13 protein-coding genes are annotated in these 17,946 nt (G+C 58.4%); 2 read left to right on the top strand and 11 right to left on the bottom strand.

Annotated features, from left to right (window positions below; translation table 11 throughout):
• Positions 1 to 95: 95 nt before the first annotated feature.
• From ACR0AH_RS05380 to ACR0AH_RS05405, 6 genes are all read right to left on the bottom strand, one after another.
• Positions 96 to 1,469 (bottom strand): multicopper oxidase family protein, encoded by a 1,374-nt coding sequence (locus tag ACR0AH_RS05380; protein WP_480590752.1) that lies wholly within the window; start codon positions 1,467 to 1,469, stop codon positions 96 to 98.
• 73 nt (positions 1,470 to 1,542) lie between these two features.
• Entirely contained in the window at positions 1,543 to 2,181 is a 639-nt protein-coding gene (locus ACR0AH_RS05385) for a cell wall hydrolase (protein ID WP_170393504.1), read from the bottom strand.
• 186 nt (positions 2,182 to 2,367) lie between these two features.
• Positions 2,368 to 4,929 (bottom strand): pyruvate, phosphate dikinase, encoded by a 2,562-nt coding sequence (locus ACR0AH_RS05390; protein ID WP_170393505.1) that lies wholly within the window; start codon positions 4,927 to 4,929, stop codon positions 2,368 to 2,370.
• A 36-nt stretch (positions 4,930 to 4,965) separates the two neighbouring features.
• Positions 4,966 to 7,185: a glycine--tRNA ligase subunit beta gene (gene glyS / locus ACR0AH_RS05395; protein ID WP_480590754.1), complete on the bottom strand. Its 2,220-nt coding sequence runs from the start codon at positions 7,183 to 7,185 to the stop codon at positions 4,966 to 4,968.
• A 9-nt stretch (positions 7,186 to 7,194) separates the two neighbouring features.
• Positions 7,195 to 8,403 carry a sodium/glutamate symporter gene (gene gltS, locus ACR0AH_RS05400; protein ID WP_170732432.1) on the bottom strand — a complete coding sequence of 403 codons (1,209 nt, stop codon included), beginning with the start codon at positions 8,401 to 8,403 and terminating at the stop codon, positions 7,195 to 7,197.
• 5 nt (positions 8,404 to 8,408) lie between these two features.
• Complete coding sequence (locus tag ACR0AH_RS05405) at positions 8,409 to 8,930, bottom strand: DUF6446 family protein (protein ID WP_170731879.1); 522 nt, start codon at positions 8,928 to 8,930, stop codon at positions 8,409 to 8,411.
• A gap of 78 nt (positions 8,931 to 9,008) precedes the next feature.
• On the opposite strand from ACR0AH_RS05405, the gene ACR0AH_RS05410 reads away from it, so the two are divergent.
• A complete protein-coding gene (locus tag ACR0AH_RS05410) occupies positions 9,009 to 9,641 on the top strand; it encodes a MarC family protein (protein WP_170626061.1) in 633 nt (210 codons plus the stop codon).
• Between the two features lie 8 nt (positions 9,642 to 9,649).
• Here the strand turns inward: ACR0AH_RS05410 and ACR0AH_RS05415 are convergent, their stop codons facing one another.
• On the bottom strand, positions 9,650 to 10,579 hold the full coding sequence (locus ACR0AH_RS05415) for a glycine--tRNA ligase subunit alpha (RefSeq protein ID WP_480590756.1): 930 nt from the start codon (positions 10,577 to 10,579) through the stop codon (positions 9,650 to 9,652).
• Between the two features lie 205 nt (positions 10,580 to 10,784).
• On the opposite strand from ACR0AH_RS05415, the gene ACR0AH_RS05420 reads away from it, so the two are divergent.
• A complete protein-coding gene (locus ACR0AH_RS05420) occupies positions 10,785 to 12,524 on the top strand; it encodes a serine protease (RefSeq protein WP_480590869.1) in 1,740 nt (579 codons plus the stop codon).
• Between the two features lie 56 nt (positions 12,525 to 12,580).
• Here the strand turns inward: ACR0AH_RS05420 and ACR0AH_RS05425 are convergent, their stop codons facing one another.
• The 4 genes from ACR0AH_RS05425 to folE2 all read right to left on the bottom strand — a co-directional run bounded on the left by ACR0AH_RS05425 (position 12,581) and on the right by folE2 (position 17,807).
• Positions 12,581 to 14,155, bottom strand: coding sequence for a thiamine pyrophosphate-binding protein (locus ACR0AH_RS05425; RefSeq protein ID WP_480590758.1), 1,575 nt, complete (start codon positions 14,153 to 14,155; stop codon positions 12,581 to 12,583).
• Positions 14,155 to 15,603 (bottom strand): TrkH family potassium uptake protein, encoded by a 1,449-nt coding sequence (locus ACR0AH_RS05430; RefSeq protein WP_480590760.1) that lies wholly within the window; start codon positions 15,601 to 15,603, stop codon positions 14,155 to 14,157. Before ACR0AH_RS05430 ends, ACR0AH_RS05425 begins: the two co-directional genes overlap by 1 nt.
• Positions 15,604 to 15,654: 51 nt before the next feature.
• On the bottom strand, positions 15,655 to 16,422 hold the full coding sequence (locus ACR0AH_RS05435) for a hypothetical protein (protein WP_480590762.1): 768 nt from the start codon (positions 16,420 to 16,422) through the stop codon (positions 15,655 to 15,657).
• 281 nt (positions 16,423 to 16,703) lie between these two features.
• Positions 16,704 to 17,807 (bottom strand): GTP cyclohydrolase FolE2, encoded by a 1,104-nt coding sequence (folE2, locus tag ACR0AH_RS05440; RefSeq protein ID WP_170404973.1) that lies wholly within the window; start codon positions 17,805 to 17,807, stop codon positions 16,704 to 16,706.
• Positions 17,808 to 17,946: the final 139 nt, after the last annotated feature.

Here is a 17,946-nt window from a genome sequence, read left to right on the forward strand (position 1 = left end):
TTTTCGGGCTCGGTGGACTGATGATCAGCCCACTTTAGGCGTTTCGCGGGCGTATAGCATCGCAGCAAACGCCTTTCCAGCTACGGAATGCGGCGTTACGTGACCCGGAACCAGCTCATCATACCCGATGCCGCATGGCCTAGCATGTGACAATGCAACAGCCAGTTGCCCGGATTGTCAGCTACCAACGCTACTTGCCGCACCTGCCCTCGTTCGACTAGAACAGTGTCGCGCCACGGCCCCAGTGTACCGTCCTGCAGGATAATGCGAAAATGGTGTCCATGCAGATGCATCGCATGTGGAAACGCCGTTTCATTTGCGAATTCAATCCGATGAACTGATCCCAATCGCGCATCCAGAAACGGATCATCTGGCCGCTCTGCATATCCGTTCAAAGCCCAGAATCGTCCAAGCTGAGCCAACTCGCGCCCCGACAGCTCGGAATCGCCCAATTTGGCGCTCTCCAGCCAGCGCATTGCCCCCCCCTGCATCGTCATACGATGCAGAGGTGTATTCTGCAGTTCAATTTCGGGCATTCGGTTTGCTGGCAACGGTCTAACTTTTGCATCAGCAATACGCGATGCTACTCCGAACACATCAAATTTGACGAGTCCGTAAGCGCCATCCCGTTCTACACTCACAATACTTGCCGTCTGGCCGGATTCCGCTGAGACATCAACGATCAAGTCAACCCGCTGCGCAGGCGCTAAAGGAAAACTGCTCTCAACTCGCAATGGAACCTCAAGCGGCATACCGTCAAGCGCAACAATCCAGCCAGCAAGCCCGTCGAGCGCTACGTCGAATACCCGGGCATTCGCGGCATTGATCACCCGCAATCGCAATCGTTCAGACGCTTGCACTGGATAAGAAGGGTCAAACTCTCCGTTCACCGTTACAATGTTGCCCAGCCGACCCGCATGGCTCAGATCATGAGCATTGTCGAAATCGCTGGATATCTTTGCGCTCTCGGTGTCAAGGCGCCAATCGTCCAGCATTAAGGTCAGGTCCTGATCAACATCGGGTCCGCTGGCTTCTTCGACGATCAAAGGGCCATAAAGCCCACGCGCGACCTGCTCCATCGATTGGTTGTGCGCATGATACCAATAGGTTCCCGCATCCGGCACCACGAAATCATATTCAAAGTTGGAATCTGGCTGCACAACTTCCTGCGTCAGGCCGGGCACTCCATCCATCGCATTGTCGATCCGGATGCCATGCCAGTGAACGGTCGTTGGTTGCGGCAGCATGTTTACAAGCTTGCGGCGTACCCGAGCCCCCTGCGGAACACGGATTTCCGCGCCCGGAACACCGCCGCCATAACTCCAGACCGGAGTTTCCGGATATCCCTGGGGCGCGATCTGCTGGAGGGAAGTCTGTGCCACCAGTTCGGTGGCAGATGCCATCGCCACGCGTGGTATCATCGACAAGGCCAGGGTCGATTGCAGAAACTGTCGGCGTGATATGGTCATTGCAAGCCTCCTGGCTCGCAACATAGTTGGTAAAACGCCTGTTGCCAGCACCCTTCCAGCGCTGGTGCGTCAATCAGTTGCTGGCCGTGCGATAATTGTGCTTGTAGAAGATATGCACGCCAATACGCGCCGTTTCTTTATAGACGCGGGACCAGGACGGGCGCACTGCCTTGGTGTGGTAGTGCGTGGCACCTGCGGTCATCTCTTCAGCTACACCATCGATTGCGGCACGGGCGACTTTCGAAACGCGATCATAAGCGCGTTTTTCGTTGATAATCTCTTTCTGCCCGTCACAGGTGTAGGTGAACTGGCACTGATATTTCTTGCCCGTTCCTTGCTTTATCACACCGCACAGTGAATCCGGAAAGCGACCGCTTTCAACACGGTTCAGGATAACCTCGGCCACTGCAAATTGACCGCGTACGCTTTCACCGCGAGCCTCGAAATACAGCGCTTCGGCAAGACAACGGAAATTTTCATCTCCGGTCGCCTTTGGCTGCTGGTCCAGCCAGGCTTTGGTGTAGGAGATTTCGACTTTTTCCGGCGCCTTACGCGGCTTAAACAGTTTCAGGTAATCGCGGAAGCTTTGTGCTGGCAACTCGTTACGTGTGACCAACTCAACAGATTTTGTATCGCCTTGCCTATCGGCAAAGGACAAACTCGGTAGCAAGGCTGCGGCCCCCACGGCAACAGCCACTATGTAGCGTCTCATCAGATAACCTCGCACAGGCACAAACGCGCCATACCCTCCCCCGGCGGGCGCGACGAGGCTAATACCCCAGACGAAGCGAGACGTCCAGTTCTGAAAAAAATGCAAGAGAAAAACCGCTCACGCCGCCAATTATTATCGACAGCGGAACGTTTCTTACGCCACTATTTCTAGGTAGGAGACAGTTAGTCAACCCCCAAGTTTGGACGAAATCGCCAGTTGAGCGGCAGACAGCCGAGCGACAGGAACCCGGAAAGGGGAACAGGACACATAGTCGAATCCAAGTGACCGGCAGATTGCGATTGATTCGGGGTTACCACCATGTTCGCCACAGACAGAAAGCGTAACGTCTGGTTGGGCTTGACGCCCGCGCTCGGCCCCCAGCTTCAGCAATTCACCTACCCCATCTGCATCCAGAACGTGAAATGGATCTTCGCCAAACACGCCTTGGCGGACATATGCCGACATGAAGCGCCCCGCGTCATCGCGCGACAATCCGTAGGTCATCTGGGTCAGGTCGTTTGTTCCAAAGCTTAGGAAAGCGGAATGTGGCGCAATCTCATTCGCGCGCAGACAGGCCCGAGGCGTTTCCACCATCACTCCCAATCGATAGTCGAACTCCTGCCCCTGCTCCGAGGCAACCTCGGCCGCTACAGTATCGATGCGTGTTTTGACCAGTTCAACCTCGCGCTTGGCCGAGACCAGCGGGATCATGACCTCGGGTACGACAGGGGCACCTTCTTTGCTGGCCTCAACCGTCGCCTCGAAGATCGCGCGTGCCTGCATGTCGTAGATTTCCGGCACGGTGACACCCAGACGAACCCCGCGCAATCCCAGCATCGGGTTGTATTCGCTCATCGCCTCGACCCGACGTTCGACATCCGAGATTGGCAAATCCAGCGCCTCAGCCAGCTCGCGCTGACCAGTGCGCGTAGTGGGCAGAAACTCGTGCAAGGGCGGATCGAACAGGCGGATGCAGACCGGCTGCCCCTCCATAATCCGGAACAACTGCACAAAATCCTGCCGTTGCATCGGCAGCAACCGTTCCAACACAGCAGCGCGTCCAGATGGGGTCTGCGCAAAGATCATTTCGCGCATTACGGTCAAACGACCGGGATCGAAGAACATGTGTTCCGTTCGGCACAACCCGATCCCTTCTGCTTTGAAGTTTCGTGCAGTTTGCGCGTCAGCGGGTGTATCGGCGTTGGCGCGGATGGCGATGTCCCGCTCGGCATCGGCCCAGCTCATCAGTGTCTGAAAGCAATCATCCAGCGCCGCTTCAAGCATCTCGGGTTGTCCGGCCAATACCTGACCCGAAGTCCCATCGATGGTCAGAATATCGCCTGTCTTGAACACACGCCCATCCGGTGCACTTAGCAGCTTTTTCTTGGTCTGAAACCGCATTTCGGACGCGCCGACAATACACGGTAGACCCAGACCACGGCCAATCACCGCCGCATGGCTGGTGATCCCGCCCTTTTCGGTCAGAACAGCTACTGCGGCATGCATTCCGCGCACATCTTCGGGCGAGGTTTCACGGCGCACAAGAATACAGGGCTCCCCCCGCGCTGCGCTGGCCTGCGCTTCGGCAGCCGTAAAGACAATTCGACCGGTCGCTGCACCGGGGCTGGCCGCGATGGCTGTGGTCAGCACATCACGCTCGGCCTCAGGATGGACCTGCCGGTGCAGAAGTTCATTCAGCGAATGCGGGTCGATCCGCATCACGGCCTCTTGCGGCGGAATGATCCCGTCTTCGGCCAAGCGCACCGCGATCCGCATCCCGGCCCGCGACCCGCGCGGAACCCGCACGCCGTCCAGAATATGCACCTTGCCGTTCTGCACCACGAATTCGACCTGCATCTCTTCGCGCAGCTTCTCGCGCATTAACGCAGCGTGGGCCTTGAGATCGGCAAAAGCCTCGGGCGCCACATCCTCCAGCGATTGGCCGCGTTCATCCTTTTCCAGATACAGCGCAGCGACACCTTCCCCCAGCGCATCGCGCCCCTGGCTCTGGCTCAGATACCGGCCCGTGATCTGGGGCATGCCTGTCGCAGGGTCAATCAGTTGCAATACGCCCGAGCCGCATTCGCCCTGCCCGACGCCCGGGATCATCTCTTGAATCACCAGCCCCAAACCGGCATCCGCAGGTGCGCCCTTGGCCTGCCGCAGCAGCCGGGCCGACGTGCCATCCCAGGCACGCGCCATCGAACGCAGAACACCAATCAGTTGCTCTCCTCGATCTTGCGGGAAGGCCTCGTCGGTTTCATCTTCATACGCCCGTAGGGACAAGCTCAGCCCTTCGCGCCCATCCGCATCGATGGTATCGAATACGTCAGGGTCCAGACGCGCAATATGGAGCGCATAGCTCTGCACAAACCGCAGATATAGCGCCGCCGCTGCATCCGCCCCCATTTCCGCAGACCGATCCAGATATCGGGCATCGTTCATGCCGATATTCAGCACCGCCCCCGGTCCACCCCAGTCAGGATCTTCCGAACTGGGCCGTACACACAGCAATGACTCGGCGTCGAACTGTTCCAGAATGGCCGCGATGTCCGGAATGTCGCCCTGGGCAATTCGCTGCACCGCGTCAAAAGAAAGGGCCACGGTCCGCGGCACCGGCATGTCCAGCCGGACCAGTCGTTGCAGGCACTTTGCCCGGCCACCATGGGTATTGGCGGCAACGGGTGCTTTTGGAGTGATAAGCGTGGTATGCGGATTATTCTGCACTGCGGCACCTTTTGGTTTCACCGCAGCATAAGCCCCTGCGCCCTTGGCGCAAGGGCGTTATCCCTCGATACGCGTCAGATCAGCAACGCTAGAGCAGACCTTACGGATCTGGCTCAGCAGGTTCAGACGGTTGCGGCGCAGAATGTCATTATCGGTATTGACCTGCACGTCCTCAAAGAACGCATCCACCGGCCCGCGCAGTTCGGCCATTGCCGCCATCGCTGTCGGGAAATCCTCGGCCTTCAGCGCGGGATCGATCTTGGCCTCTGCCGCGTCAAGCGCTGCAAACAGTGCCTTTTCGCTGTCAGTTTCAGCAAACTTCACATCCGCGCCGTAAGAGTATTCGACTCCATCCTTCTCTTCCGCCTGAGACAGGATGTTGTTCGCACGCTTGAACCCCTGCACGAGGTTCTCTCCATCCTCGGTCGCAATCACCGCATTCAGAGCGCGGGCGCGTTTGACCAGCAGGTTGAGGTCGTCATTCCCCTCCATCGCGATACAAGCGTCGATGACATCATGGCGGATGCCTTCGTCTCGGAGGAAGACTTTGAGGCGGTCGTGGAAGAAAGAGAGAAGATCGTCAGACGCGTCAGGAACCTTTTTCTCAAGCTCAAGAAATGCTGCTGCGGGCGATCCTTCAAGCTTTTCTTTGACAGTCTGGAATGAAGCACCAAAGACACCATGTTTTGCGATTTCTTCCAGGAGATCGCGGACATTCGCTTCGGGCAAAGCCTCATTGATAGCGCGTTCTGATCGAACCAGTTGACTATCGAAAAAACGGTCCAACCGAAGACGCAGATCATTATTCACGATTAGTCGAATTACCCCTAACGCCGCGCGACGCAGAGCAAACGGGTCCTTCGACCCGGTTGGTTTCTCATCAATCGCCCAAAATCCTGTCAGCGTATCTAGCTTGTCGGCCAGCGCTACGGTCACCGACAGCGGTGCGGTCGGCACGTCATCCGACGGCCCCAGCGGCGAGTAATGCTCCTGCGCCACAGCCGCGACGGCAGCGTCTTCGCCAGCCGCTTCGATATAATACCGCCCCATAAGCCCTTGAAGTTCAGGAAATTCATAGACCATTTCGGAGTTCAGATCAGCCTTGGCCAAACGCGCGGCTTTCTCGGCCTGATCCGCATCCACCCCGACCACCGGGGCCAGTTCTCGGGCCAGCGCGGCAATGCGGTCGATGCGTTCCGCCTGAGTGCCCAGCTTGTTGTGGAAAGTCACATTCTCCAACGCGCGGGTCCATTGGGCGATGTCCGACTTGGCAACGCGCAGGTCGTTCTCCCAGAAGAATTTCGCATCGGCCAGACGGGCCGACAAAACCTTCTGGTTCCCCGCCAAAATGGTCGCGCCGTTATCGGCGGTCTCGCGATTGGCGACGGTAATGAAGCGCTCGATCCGCCCCGTCTTGGGGTTCTTCACAGAAAAGAACTTCTGATGCTCTTTCATCGAGGTCTGCAGTACCTCGGGCGGCAGCTCAAGAAACTCCTCGTCGATCTGCCCCATCAGCACAACGGGCCATTCGATCAGACCGGCAACTTCTGCCAGCAGACCCTTGTCGTCGACGACTTCCAGACCTGCGGCGAAGGCCATGTTCTGGGCATCGTTCCAGATATGTTCGGCACGCTCTTCGGGCGACAGCACCACGAAGGCGCGTTTCAGCTTGGCGGCATAATCCTCGAACGAGGTCACCGTAAACCGGTTCGGGGCCATGAAACGATGGCCCTCAGTCGTATCACCGGACGTGATCCCTTCGATCGCAAGCGGCACGACCTGCGCGCCTGCTTCATCGGTCAGGATGCAAAGGATCGAGTGCAAGGGCCGTACCCACCGCATCGATCCAGCCCCCCAGCGCATGGATTTGGGCCAGGGGAAGTTTCGAATGGTAGCTTCTAAGACCTCGGCGATGATTTCAGCTGCTGGACGACCCGCCTTTTCAATGGTGGCGAAATACACTGCGCCTTTGGGCGTGTCGCGCTCTTCCAGCTGGTCTCGGGTCAGTCCCGCGCCGCGTAGAAAGCCTTCGATGGCTTTGTCAGGCGCGCCGACCTTTGGGCCTTTGCGTTCTTCGCGGATTGTCGGGCTTTCCGCCAGCAGGCCTTCAACCGCCAGCGTCAGGCGACGCGGCGTCGTCAGCGCAGCGGCAGAGCCATAGGTCAGACCGCCTTCGACCAGACCATCGGTGATCCGCTTTTTCAGGTCTTCACCGGCGCGGGTCTGCATGCGCGCGGGGATTTCCTCGGAAAACAGTTCGATCAGCAGGTCGGGCATTTTCGGTCCTTAGAAATTGACAATCGTCTGGATGACGATGGCATTGGCGATGTCCACAAAGAATGCGGATACAAGGGGCAGTACGATAAAGGCAATAGGCGACGGGCCATATCGCTTGGTTACGGCGGTCATATTTGCGATAGCTGTGGGGGTAGCACCCAGAGCGAACCCTCCGAACCCGGCGGCCAGAACGGCGGCGCGGTAATTCGATCCCATCAACGGAAACAGAACCCAGATCACGAACACCACGGCAAACAGGGTCTGGGCGGTCATGATCACCGCAATCGCAAGGCCCAGTTCGGCGATGGTCCACAGTTGCAGGCTCATCAGCGACATCGCCAGAAATGCACCAAGCGCGAATTCCGAGATCAGCGCCAGCGAGGGTGTGCGTGAGACCGGCTTGGCATTCGGCGCGAACATGGCGCGGAGATTGGCAATCACGATCCCCATGATAAGGCAGGGCACAAACAACGGCAGTTTCAGCCCTGCGGCGCTGATTGCTTCGCTCAGGATCGCGCCTGAAATGATCGCGAGGTTGAGATACAGCAGCACCCGCATGATTGTCAGATGATCAATCTCGGATTTCTGGTCGACCTCATTGGGCAAACCCACCGTATGCTCTTCCCCGGGGCGTTCGGGGCTGAGATTGCGCCCCTCGATCAGCAGCCGCGCAATCGGCCCCCCGACCAGAGCGGCCAGCACGAGACCCAATGTGGCCACGGCCACCCCCAACTCGGTTGCGCCACTCAAACCGGTGGCGCCCGCAACTTCGGGGGCCCAGGCGATCGCGGTTCCGTGCCCCCCGATCAGCGCAGCAGACCCGAACAGCACCCCGGCTTGCGCCGGATAACCGAACATCGCGGCCCCCACTGCGCCGATCACGTTTTGCGCAAAGATGGTCAGAAGCGTCAAAATCAGAAGCAAAAGCAAAGGCTTGCCACCCGCGATCAAATCGGACAGACGGGCATTTAGACCAATCCCGGCAAAGAACAGAACCAATAGAAAGTCTCGTGCGGTCAAGCCAAAGGATAGCTCAATGCCGAAACCAAGATACAGCGCCAATACCACGAGCGAGGCCAGAAGGCCCCCGGTTACCGGCTCGGGGATGTTGAAGCTGCGCAATTGTGCGACACGGGCGTTGATCTCTGCCCCCAGCAGATAGACCGCAAAGCCCAGCGTTGCTGTCAGGAACTCCGGTATCTCAACGACCATCCCCATCTGCATCAGCCCTCGGGCCTGGGTGGGCACTCCTCGCCCACAACCGTGCCGTCATAGGCTTTTTCACCGCAATTGTTCAGCGCATGCCAGACGTAGCCTTTACCATCCTGTGTAATGGCAACGATCCGGTCGACACCATAATGGATGTTCTTGGTGCCCAAGAAAGCCTGTGCTTGACCCGATTTCAATACGTCGGCCAGCGCAACTGCGTCGTAGCAGTCAAACCATCCCGGTGCGGTCAATGGCTCGGGGTTCTCGACAGGGGTAAAATCCACCATCTGATCCGGCCTTAACTCGGTTTCGAAACAGGCCCGATACCGGATCGGAGAACTGTCGGCGTCAATGGCCTTAAACCCAGTATAGGCGATGGCTTCGGGCGCTTCCGCCCCTTGCGCCAGCAGGACCACATCCTGGCCCGGGCGCGGTTCTACCTCATAATAGAACCCATAAACCTGCAGGTAATACATCCCAGCACCGGCCAGAAAGCCAGAAATCAGAAGGATTAGCGCAACCAATTTTCCAGTCATCGTTTACGCCACCTCTTTCAAGTTCATAGAAAATAAGACAGGTTCCCAAGCAGTACGGTCAGAAACGAGGCTACTCGCATGGAAACCACTCTTGCCGTCGGATTCTTTGGCGCGCTTTTTGCAATCATGAATCCGATTACCAACTTGCCTGTGTTCCTGAGTGTAACGCAAGACCTGCCCATTTCGGATCAACGCAAAGTGGCTGTGAAGACTGCGCTTTATTGCACGATCCTCGGTGGCGCCTTCGCTGCGATCGGCAGTCACGCGCTTGGGCTCTTTGGCATCAGCGTCGATGACCTGCGCGTCGCCGGTGGCCTTGTTGTACTGATGATCGGCCTGAACATGCTGAACGGGAACCAGAGCAGCTCGCATCATGGAACCGACGGAGAAAAGAAATCCTATCCCGCGCCCGAGACCGTTGCGTTCTATCCCTTGGCTTTTCCCATTCTGGTCGGCCCCGGAACAATCACAACACTGATCCTTTATGCGCACCACATCAAAACCCCGGTCGAAGCCGTTGTCTATGCAGGTGTATTTCTGTTCGTGGTGGCCTTGCTTTTGATCACGTTCTGGAACGCATCGGCGTTGGCTAAGCGGCTGTCGGACAATGCCCGAGTGATAATGAGCCGCTTCATGGGCATGATCCTTGCGGCTATCGCAATCAGCATGATCGCAGACGGCCTGAAGGCGTTGTTGCCCGGACTGGCCTAGGCGCTGCATCAAGCTTCGAACCCGGCAGCCTCGGTCTGCACGAACGCATCTGCGCATTGCTTGGCCAATGCGCGAACGCGGCCGATATAGGCCTGTCTTTCGGTAACCGAAATCACCCCGCGGGCGTCCAGCAAGTTGAAGATGTGGCTGGCCTTGATGCACTGATCATATGCGGGATGCGCCATGATGATGCGCTTGCCCGTCTTCGGGTCGTCATGTTCCTGCGCCAGAATGGTCGCGCATTCGGTTTCAGCCTCTTCGAAATGACGCAGCAGGACCTCGGTATTGGCAATATCGAAGTTCCAGCGGGCGTATTCCTCTTCGGTCTGCTTGAAGATGTCGCCATAGGTCAGCGGGCTGGGCGACTGAGGATCGTTGAAGGGCATGTCCATCACATGGTCGATGCCCAGTACATACATGGACAGACGTTCCAGACCATAGGTCAGCTCACCCGAAACCGGCGCACACTCATGGCCGCCGACCTGCTGGAAATAGGTGAACTGGCTGACTTCCATGCCGTCACACCAGACCTCCCAGCCCAGCCCCCAAGCACCCAGGGTGGGGCTTTCCCAGTCATCCTCGACAAAGCGGATGTCGTGCAGATCCATGTCGATGCCGATGGCCTCAAGGCTGCCCAGATACAGCTCTTGCAGATCCGGCGGGCTGGGTTTGATCAGCACCTGGTATTGATAGTAATGCTGCAACCGGTTCGGGTTTTCGCCATAACGTCCGTCTGTCGGGCGACGCGAGGGCTGAACGTAGGCCGCTGACCAAGCCTTGGACCCCAAAGCGCGCAACGTGGTTGCTGGATGGAACGTACCTGCGCCGACCTCCATGTCATAGGGCTGTAGGATCGCACAACCTTTCGACGCCCAATAGGACTGAAGCCTTAGGATAATCTCTTGAAATGAACGTGGTGCGCTATTGGGTTCGGTCATGACAATTCCCTTGGACGCCCAAGCGCCCGGTTCCGGTGGGTTCGGCCCTTCCTATGCAAGGCATCCAAGGGCGTCAACGGGCCAATCGGCCACTCTGTCGCTGAGCGGCCACACACAGAATTCCCCGTATTCCGGGCATGGCAATCGGACCACGATTCCGCGTAATCTGCGCCAAAGTGAAAACACTGCAGAACACGGGCAGACAATGACACGCGTATTTACTGTTATTACATTCTTTATCTTCTTCGGCCTGCGCGCCGCTTTTGCCCAGCAAGATGCGGGCGTCTTTGTTCAGATCGAGGCGCAGCCGTCGCTGCGCGAGGCGCAGGAACGGGCGCAGGTCTATGCGAACGCACTGCCCGATGTGAACGGGTTTCGGCTGAATTCCGGCTGGTATGCCATTGTTATCGGGCCCTATTTACGCGACGACGCCGAACAGGTGCTGCGCGTTTACCGGGCCGAGCGTCAGATCCCATCGGACAGTTTCATCGCATTCTCCAGCGCGCTGGGGCAACAGTTCTGGCCCATCGGTGCCAACATCCTGAACCGCGGCGTCGTCACCGCCCCGATCCAGCCCGAGCCGCAGCCAGAGCAGCCCTTGGCCGGTCTTACCCTGCAGGACGCAGATGAAACCCGTTCGCAGGCTCTGCAAGGCGAACGCCTTTTGACCGCGCAAGAGCGCAGAGACCTGCAAACCGCGTTGCAGGCAGCCGGGTTCTACAATTCAACAATTGACGGAGCCTTTGGTCAGGGCACCCGCCGCTCGATGGGCGATTGGCAACGTTCCAACGGGTTCGACGCGACTGGCGTTCTGACCACGCTGCAGCGCAAAACCCTGATGGATGACTACAACGCTCCACTGATCAGCGTCGGGATGGCACGCTATTCCGACCCGCAAGCCGGGATCGAACTGGACATGCCAATAGGCGTCTTGGGCTTTGACCGTTACGAGGCACCCTTTGCCCATTTCAACCCCACTTCTGATCTGGACGCCAAGGCGCTGCTGATCTCGCAGGAAGGCTCTGCCGCAACCCTGCGGGCGCTCTATCAAGTGATGCAGTCGCTTGAAATCGTTCCTCTGGACGGTGAGCGCAGCCTGCGGGGCAACAGCTTCACGATTGAAGGGCGCGGAAATGGCATGACCTCGTTCACGCAAGCAGCTCTGAAAGACGGCAAGATCAAAGGTTTCACGCTGGTCTGGCCTGCCGGGGATGAGGCTCGCCGTGCCCGAGTTCTGGCCGCGATGCGCGCAAGCTTTGCCACGACCGATGCCGTACTGGATGCCGGTGCCGGAGCGGATGCCGACCAGCGCATCGATTTGATGTCAGGACTGCAAATCCGCAAACCGCGGCTATCGCGATCGGGCTTCTTCGCCGACGCTGATGGTACGGTTCTGACGGTTACCGAGGCCGCTGAAAGCTGCACCCGCATCACGCTGGACGGAGACCAAGAGGTTCAGCTGGCTTGGCAGGATGCCGACCTTGGTGTCGCTGTGCTGCGTCCTAGCCAGACCCTTGCCCCGATCAGTGTTGCCGAGTTCCGCGCGGGCGTTCCGCGTATTCAGTCTCAGGTCGCTGTTTCGGGCTTTTCTTACGAAGGCGCGTTGGGTGCCCCTACTCTGACCTTTGGCGAAATCGCTGATATCCGCGGCCTGAATGGAGAAGATGGCGTCAAACGCCTTGCACTGTCCGCCCAGCCCGGCGACGCGGGAGGACCTGTTTTTGACGATAGCGGCAGCGTTGTTGGCATGTTGCTACCTGCCCCTTCCGATGGGCGTACCCTGCCCGACTCGGTCAGCCTTGCGGCGAATGTGGCACGTCTGACCGAGGTTCTGACCAAGGCGGGCATCTCAGGTCAGCCCGCGCAAGGCTCAGCCCAGATTTCACCCAACGAACTGAGCCGCAGAGCCAACGGAATGACCGTTCTGGTTCACTGCTGGGACTGAACAATCAGGTTCAGGGAAAAGGCGCTGCACGAAGGTGCACGCCTTTTTTCATAGGTTTACAGGATATCCGGTGTGACCCGTATCAATGTGGGAACCTCGGCCTGAAAGGCGGCGCGCACTGCGGCCTGCATCTCATCCAGCGTCTTCGGTGCAGCTGACAGCGCCCCGAACGCCTCGGCCAGTTTGCAGAAATCCGGGTTTCGCGCGATCACCGCATTGGGCGCGATCTGTCCGCGCACCATGCTCTCTTCAATCTCTTTGAGTTTACCATTGTCCCACAGAATGATGGGTAGCGGCAGGCCGAGTTCGACAGCAACCCCAAGCTCTTGCATTGTGTAGTGAAAACCATAGTCACCCGCGATGACCGCTGTGGGTTTGCCCCGCCGTGCTACTGCACCACCGATCCCGGCTGGCAGGGCGTACCCCAGCGTGCCAAATCCAGTCGGGTGGTGCCAATGATAAGGAAAGCCCATGTCCCAGACTTCTTTCGCGACATACGCGAATTGGGTCATGTCCGAATAAATCATCGTATCCAAGGGCATGGCCGCCCTGAGTGCATCGACCACGGGGACAATGCCCGGGCGCTCGGCATCTACCTCGGCCCGCCAGCGTGCGCGCGCCTCGCGCACCTCGTCCGCAGACCAACCAGCGGCTGGTTTTACCTGATCGGACACTGCCCACAGCGCATGCGCAAAACTCTCACCATCTGCCTGCAGTTTGACAGCCGCACGATTGTGGTCTGACAGCACTTGCGGGTCCAGATCAACACGCACCATAGTTGCGTTGTGGCCCAGATCATGGCGCCACAGATCAACCTCGCCCAGTTCAGCACCGACAACAACGACAAGATCAGCCGAGGCAATTACTTTGGCGCTGCCCGGTCGTGGCAGCATCGATCCGAAATCCAGCGGATAATCGGACCCGGCCAGCCCGCGACCGGCATACGTCGTGAAGCACGCCGCCCCCAACTGGGTCAGGATCTGTCGCCAAAGGTTAGACCGGCACCCGCCGCCTAATATGAACAAAGGCCGCTGCGCGATATTCAGCAGCGACAGAACCGGTGCCACATCCGGTGGAACAGTCTGGTTGCGCAAGGAAGGCTGGTTTGGAAAAGGCGCAGGCGCTGCCTCGGCCTCCAATTGCGCGATGGGTACCTGAATGTGTTTCGGTCGCGGGCGCGACAGCTCAAACTCTTCGAAGGCGCGCTCGATCAGACCATAGGCAGCCTGGGCATTGTTCGCCTGACAGGACCAGTCTGTAACTGTCTCGGCCGCAGCGCGCTGATCCTTCATCTGATGCAATTGGCCACGCAGTGCTTGTGTCTCTTCGAGGCAAGAAGACAACACCAGCATCGGCACCGAATCCGAATAAGCCTGCCCCATCGGCGTCATAATGTTGCACAGGCCCGGTCCGGTGATCACATAGGCCACCCCCGGCTTGCCAGACGCGCGGGCATATCCATCGGCCATGAAACCGGCCCCCTGCTCGTGCCGGGCCAGAACATGCGTGATCCCGGCCTCTTCGATACCGCGATACATCTCCTGATTATGCACGCCCGGTATGCCAAAGATCACGTCAACGCCACGATCCTTAAGCATGTGCGAGATCTGCGCCCCAAGGGGTCGTTTCATTAGCCTCTCCAGAATTGAACGGTAAAGATTGCGTAGACAGCCAGCAGTTCAAGGCGTCCGACCAGCATCCCAATCGTCAGCAGCCACTTGGCACCGTCATTCAGCCCCGCAAAGTTGCCTGCTGGCCCGATCTGTTCCCCCAGTCCCGGCCCAACATTAGCCAGTGCCGTCGCGGCCCCCGATACCGAGGTGATAAAGTCCAACCCAGTCAGGGCCAGCGCCCACGACAGAACCCCCATCGATAGTGCAAAGAACATGAAGAAACTCATGACCGAGGTCAGCACGTCGCGACTGATCGGTCGTCCATCATAGCGCGGCACGAACACACCATGCGGCGAACGAATTCGGCTGAGCTGGGTTTTAATCGACGCAAACAGCAATTGATAGCGGAACACCTTGATCGAACACGCGGTGGACCCCGCGCAACCGCCAATCAATCCGATCAGGAAGAACAACATGACCGGGAAACTGCCCCAGCCCATATAGTCGACACTCGCGTACCCGGTGCCCGAAATGATCGATGTGATGTTGAACAGCGACTCGCGGAACGCCTGCTCCCAATGGTGCGGAAAAACCGAAGTCAGGAAGATCGACATAGTCACAACCAGAACCACGATGGTTGCCAGAAACGCCCGAATCTGGCTGTCTTTCCACAACGAGCTTGTGTGACCATTGGCCAATTGCACATACCGCACAAATGGCAGCGCCGCGAGGATCATGAAGATGGCAGCGGCATATTCCAGAGGTCCCGAAAACCGGGCGAAAGAGCTGTCATAGTTTGAAAACCCGCCCGTAGCGATTGTGGTCATGGCATGCACGACGGCGTCAAAAAAGCTCATGCCGAAACCGGCATAGACCAATGCGCAGACCACCGTCAGAAATACGTAGATCAAGGAAATCTGCCCGGCGATCTCTTGCGCGCGGGGAAGAATTTTCCCCATAGTTTCAAACCCTTCCGAGCGGAAGATCTGCATCCCACCAACGCGCAGCTCGGGTAGGAACACCATCGCCACGACGATGATTCCGATGCCCCCCAACCATTGCAAAACGCCCCGCCAGAGCAACAAGCCCTGTGGCAGTTCGTCTAGCCCCGAGATCACGGTTGAACCTGTGGTGGTCAGCCCCGACATCGCCTCGAAATAGGCATCGACGAAACGCAGTTCAGTTTCGCCGAACAGAAACGGAATTGCGCCAAAAACCGGCAACGCCACCCAGACACCCGAGGTCAGCAAAAAGGTCTGACGGATGGTCAGACCTTCGCCCACCCCGTTGGAACAACTCATCGCAAGAACACTGCCAGTCAGCAGTGTGATGACCGCGCTTTCAAAGAAAACATGCCACTCGCCCCGCCCCTCGATCATGTCGACAAGCATGGGCAGTAGCATGGTCGCCCCTAGAATGGCGACCAGCAGGCCAATCACATATCCGACCGGGCGAAGATCCATCATGACGGGCAGCGTTGGCGCGCCAGCCCGACGGTGTCAAGCAGATGATCCGTGTTAACTGTCGGATTTTATCTCAACGCCCGGCATCGCGGGTGGCTTCGACGGGGCGCGTGCGCGACGCGGTGCTGGTTTGGCCTGCTCAGCCGACGCAGCTGCGGGTTTCTTCGTCGCAGGTTTTGCAGCGGCAGGTTTCGGAGCCACTGTGGCCTGAGGCGCAGCTTTTGCCGGGGCGGACTTTGCTGGGGCGGGCTTAGCTGCCGCAGGTGCCTTGGGCGCCGCTTTTGCCGTGTTTGCTGATGCTTTCGGCGCTGCGGCTGCCGGTTGTGCCTTGGCTTGTGCTGAAGATTTGAACTCCGCAACCGGCTTGGCCGCCGTTGATATTGGCTTGGCCGCTTTCGAGGCGGGTTTTGCAGATACTTTGGCCTTCGCCGGTGCTGCTTTCATAGCCGGTTTGGCTACCGGGGCCGCCTTGGGTGCAGCGGCCGCAACCTTAGGAGCCGCCGTTTTCGGCGCTGGTTCCGCCGCAGGCTTAGCCGCCGCCTTCGGCTTTGGTGCTGCTTTGGGTTTCGGCGCGGCTTTAGGCTTTGCTGCAACCTTGGCTTTTGCAACCGGTCTTGCTGGCTTTCGCGTTGCTGGGGTCGCCGCTTTGCGGGCAACCGGTGCGGGTGCCTCGGCTGTCTTCAATCCGTGCAGAGGTACCATCGGCAGATCAAACGCCGCGCGGGTCATGATCTGCATGATCTCAATCTGGCTGGTCATTGCGTAACCGGCCATCCGGATGGCCGCTGCCTGAAACTCAAGCGGTTGAGTAATCGGATTCATTGCATGTCTCTCCTGATAAAACCGAGGCAGCGGGTAGATGAGTAAAGGACCCCGCCCGCCCCAATCGTCCGGGCGGATTTGCAGGTTGGCGGTCCAAGGCGTTGCACGTCCCGGTTTCCTTTCGGGCTGCGCGACCCGGTTTTTACGGATGCGCAGCAGCTGCACTCGGGGACAATCTAGCGCAATTCAGGGTGCGGATGCAGCATTTCTTGCTGCAATGCGGCAAAAAAGCGCCCATGCAGGATTTTTGACTGTTTTTCCAGCAGCTTCCGCAGGGTCAATCAGCCCACATGAAACAGCGTCGTGAACAAACGCGGGTCCAGGCTCGCGGTTTCGAAGGTTGGACCTTCGGTTAGAATCGAGACCGCATCATGGCTGTGCAGGCTTTCCTGATGGCTGGCGATCACACGGAAATCGCCGACATGATGATCGGCCTGCAGCTCGGCGCAGAACAGACGCGCGGCATCTTCCACGAATATGGGATTGGCAGCGTTCAGTTCCGCAAAGGCCTGTTCATCTTCGCGCTTGACCATCACCTGAGTTTCGGTTGGCACCGCGCGGCGGCACAGCGCGATCAGGTCTTCGAACCACAGACAATCGGCGTTGCAATCGATAACCACCGAAATCCGCGCCACCGAGCGCTGGGAATGCGGCGTCGCCAACTGCCCGCGGGTTGCGCGCGCGTGTTCGCTCAGTTCCAATGAACAGGGGCATGTGGACGAATAGACATAGTCCAGATGCATAATCTTCAGACGTTCTCCGCCTTGATCAACCAGTTCCAGCGCGATGTCGTAATACTGGTATCCGGACAAGCCCGAACGCAGGCTCTCAATCCGATCGGGATAGGAAAACCGCATCTGTATGCGCGCATCCAAACTATCCAGATCAGTCAGATAGTCGTTCAGCGCTGCCTCCATCACCTCAAAACTAAAGGTGCGCTCGGCGTGCTTGTAGAAGGACCGCATGATACGAGACATGTTGATGCCCTTCTTCTCGGCCTCAAGGCTGACAGACCCGGTGACCGAGGTCTCAAGTGTCAGCTCGGCACCGCTTTTGCGATGGAACCGGATCGGCAGACGGAAATTCGAGATGCCGACATGCTGGATCTGCTGCTTCGAACCCCGGATCAGGCTGGACGGACCGTTTTGCAGATCCGGCAATGTGGCCTTGTAGGCTGCATCCGCCTCGAACTCGTGGGGATATTCGCGCGACAGGGCTGGATAGTTTGACGGCAACAGCCCCGGGACAAGCTGCGCAATGGCCGGGTCCAGTTGACTGATCTCGGCCGCCGAGGCTGATTTCGCCCATTCGCGCAGCACCTTGAGCGCTGCTGCGGCCTGATCGTGATCGGGTGTCTCGTTGATGTCGCGCGGATGAATGTTCATTGGCACGGATCCCTTGCTAGGCCGACGGTTATATACCACCGAGGTTTAATTACCAGTCCTGAACGATACGCGCGGAATAGCAGTCCGGATCGAAATTCGAGGCAAGAAATCGTCATTTTACAACCAAATGCGCCGGATC

The organism is Ruegeria sp. AM5, assembly GCF_056540645.1.

Coding starts and splice junctions, on each gene's coding strand:
- ACR0AH_RS05425 (WP_480590758.1), bottom strand. CDS start 14,155: ATGAAACGACCCCTTGGGGCGCAGATCTCGCACATGCTTAAGGATCGT.
- glyS (WP_480590754.1), bottom strand. CDS start 7,185: ATGCCCGACCTGCTGATCGAACTGTTTTCCGAGGAAATCCCCGCGCGC.
- ACR0AH_RS05430 (WP_480590760.1), bottom strand. CDS start 15,603: ATGATGGATCTTCGCCCGGTCGGATATGTGATTGGCCTGCTGGTCGCC.
- gltS (WP_170732432.1), bottom strand. CDS start 8,403: ATGGGGATGGTCGTTGAGATACCGGAGTTCCTGACAGCAACGCTGGGC.
- ACR0AH_RS05405 (WP_170731879.1), bottom strand. CDS start 8,930: ATGACTGGAAAATTGGTTGCGCTAATCCTTCTGATTTCTGGCTTTCTG.
- ACR0AH_RS05420 (WP_480590869.1), top strand. CDS start 10,785: ATGACACGCGTATTTACTGTTATTACATTCTTTATCTTCTTCGGCCTG.
- ACR0AH_RS05435 (WP_480590762.1), bottom strand. CDS start 16,422: ATGAATCCGATTACTCAACCGCTTGAGTTTCAGGCAGCGGCCATCCGG.
- ACR0AH_RS05380 (WP_480590752.1), bottom strand. CDS start 1,469: ATGACCATATCACGCCGACAGTTTCTGCAATCGACCCTGGCCTTGTCG.
- folE2 (WP_170404973.1), bottom strand. CDS start 17,807: ATGAACATTCATCCGCGCGACATCAACGAGACACCCGATCACGATCAG.
- ACR0AH_RS05410 (WP_170626061.1), top strand. CDS start 9,009: ATGGAAACCACTCTTGCCGTCGGATTCTTTGGCGCGCTTTTTGCAATC.
- ACR0AH_RS05385 (WP_170393504.1), bottom strand. CDS start 2,181: ATGAGACGCTACATAGTGGCTGTTGCCGTGGGGGCCGCAGCCTTGCTA.
- ACR0AH_RS05415 (WP_480590756.1), bottom strand. CDS start 10,579: ATGACCGAACCCAATAGCGCACCACGTTCATTTCAAGAGATTATCCTA.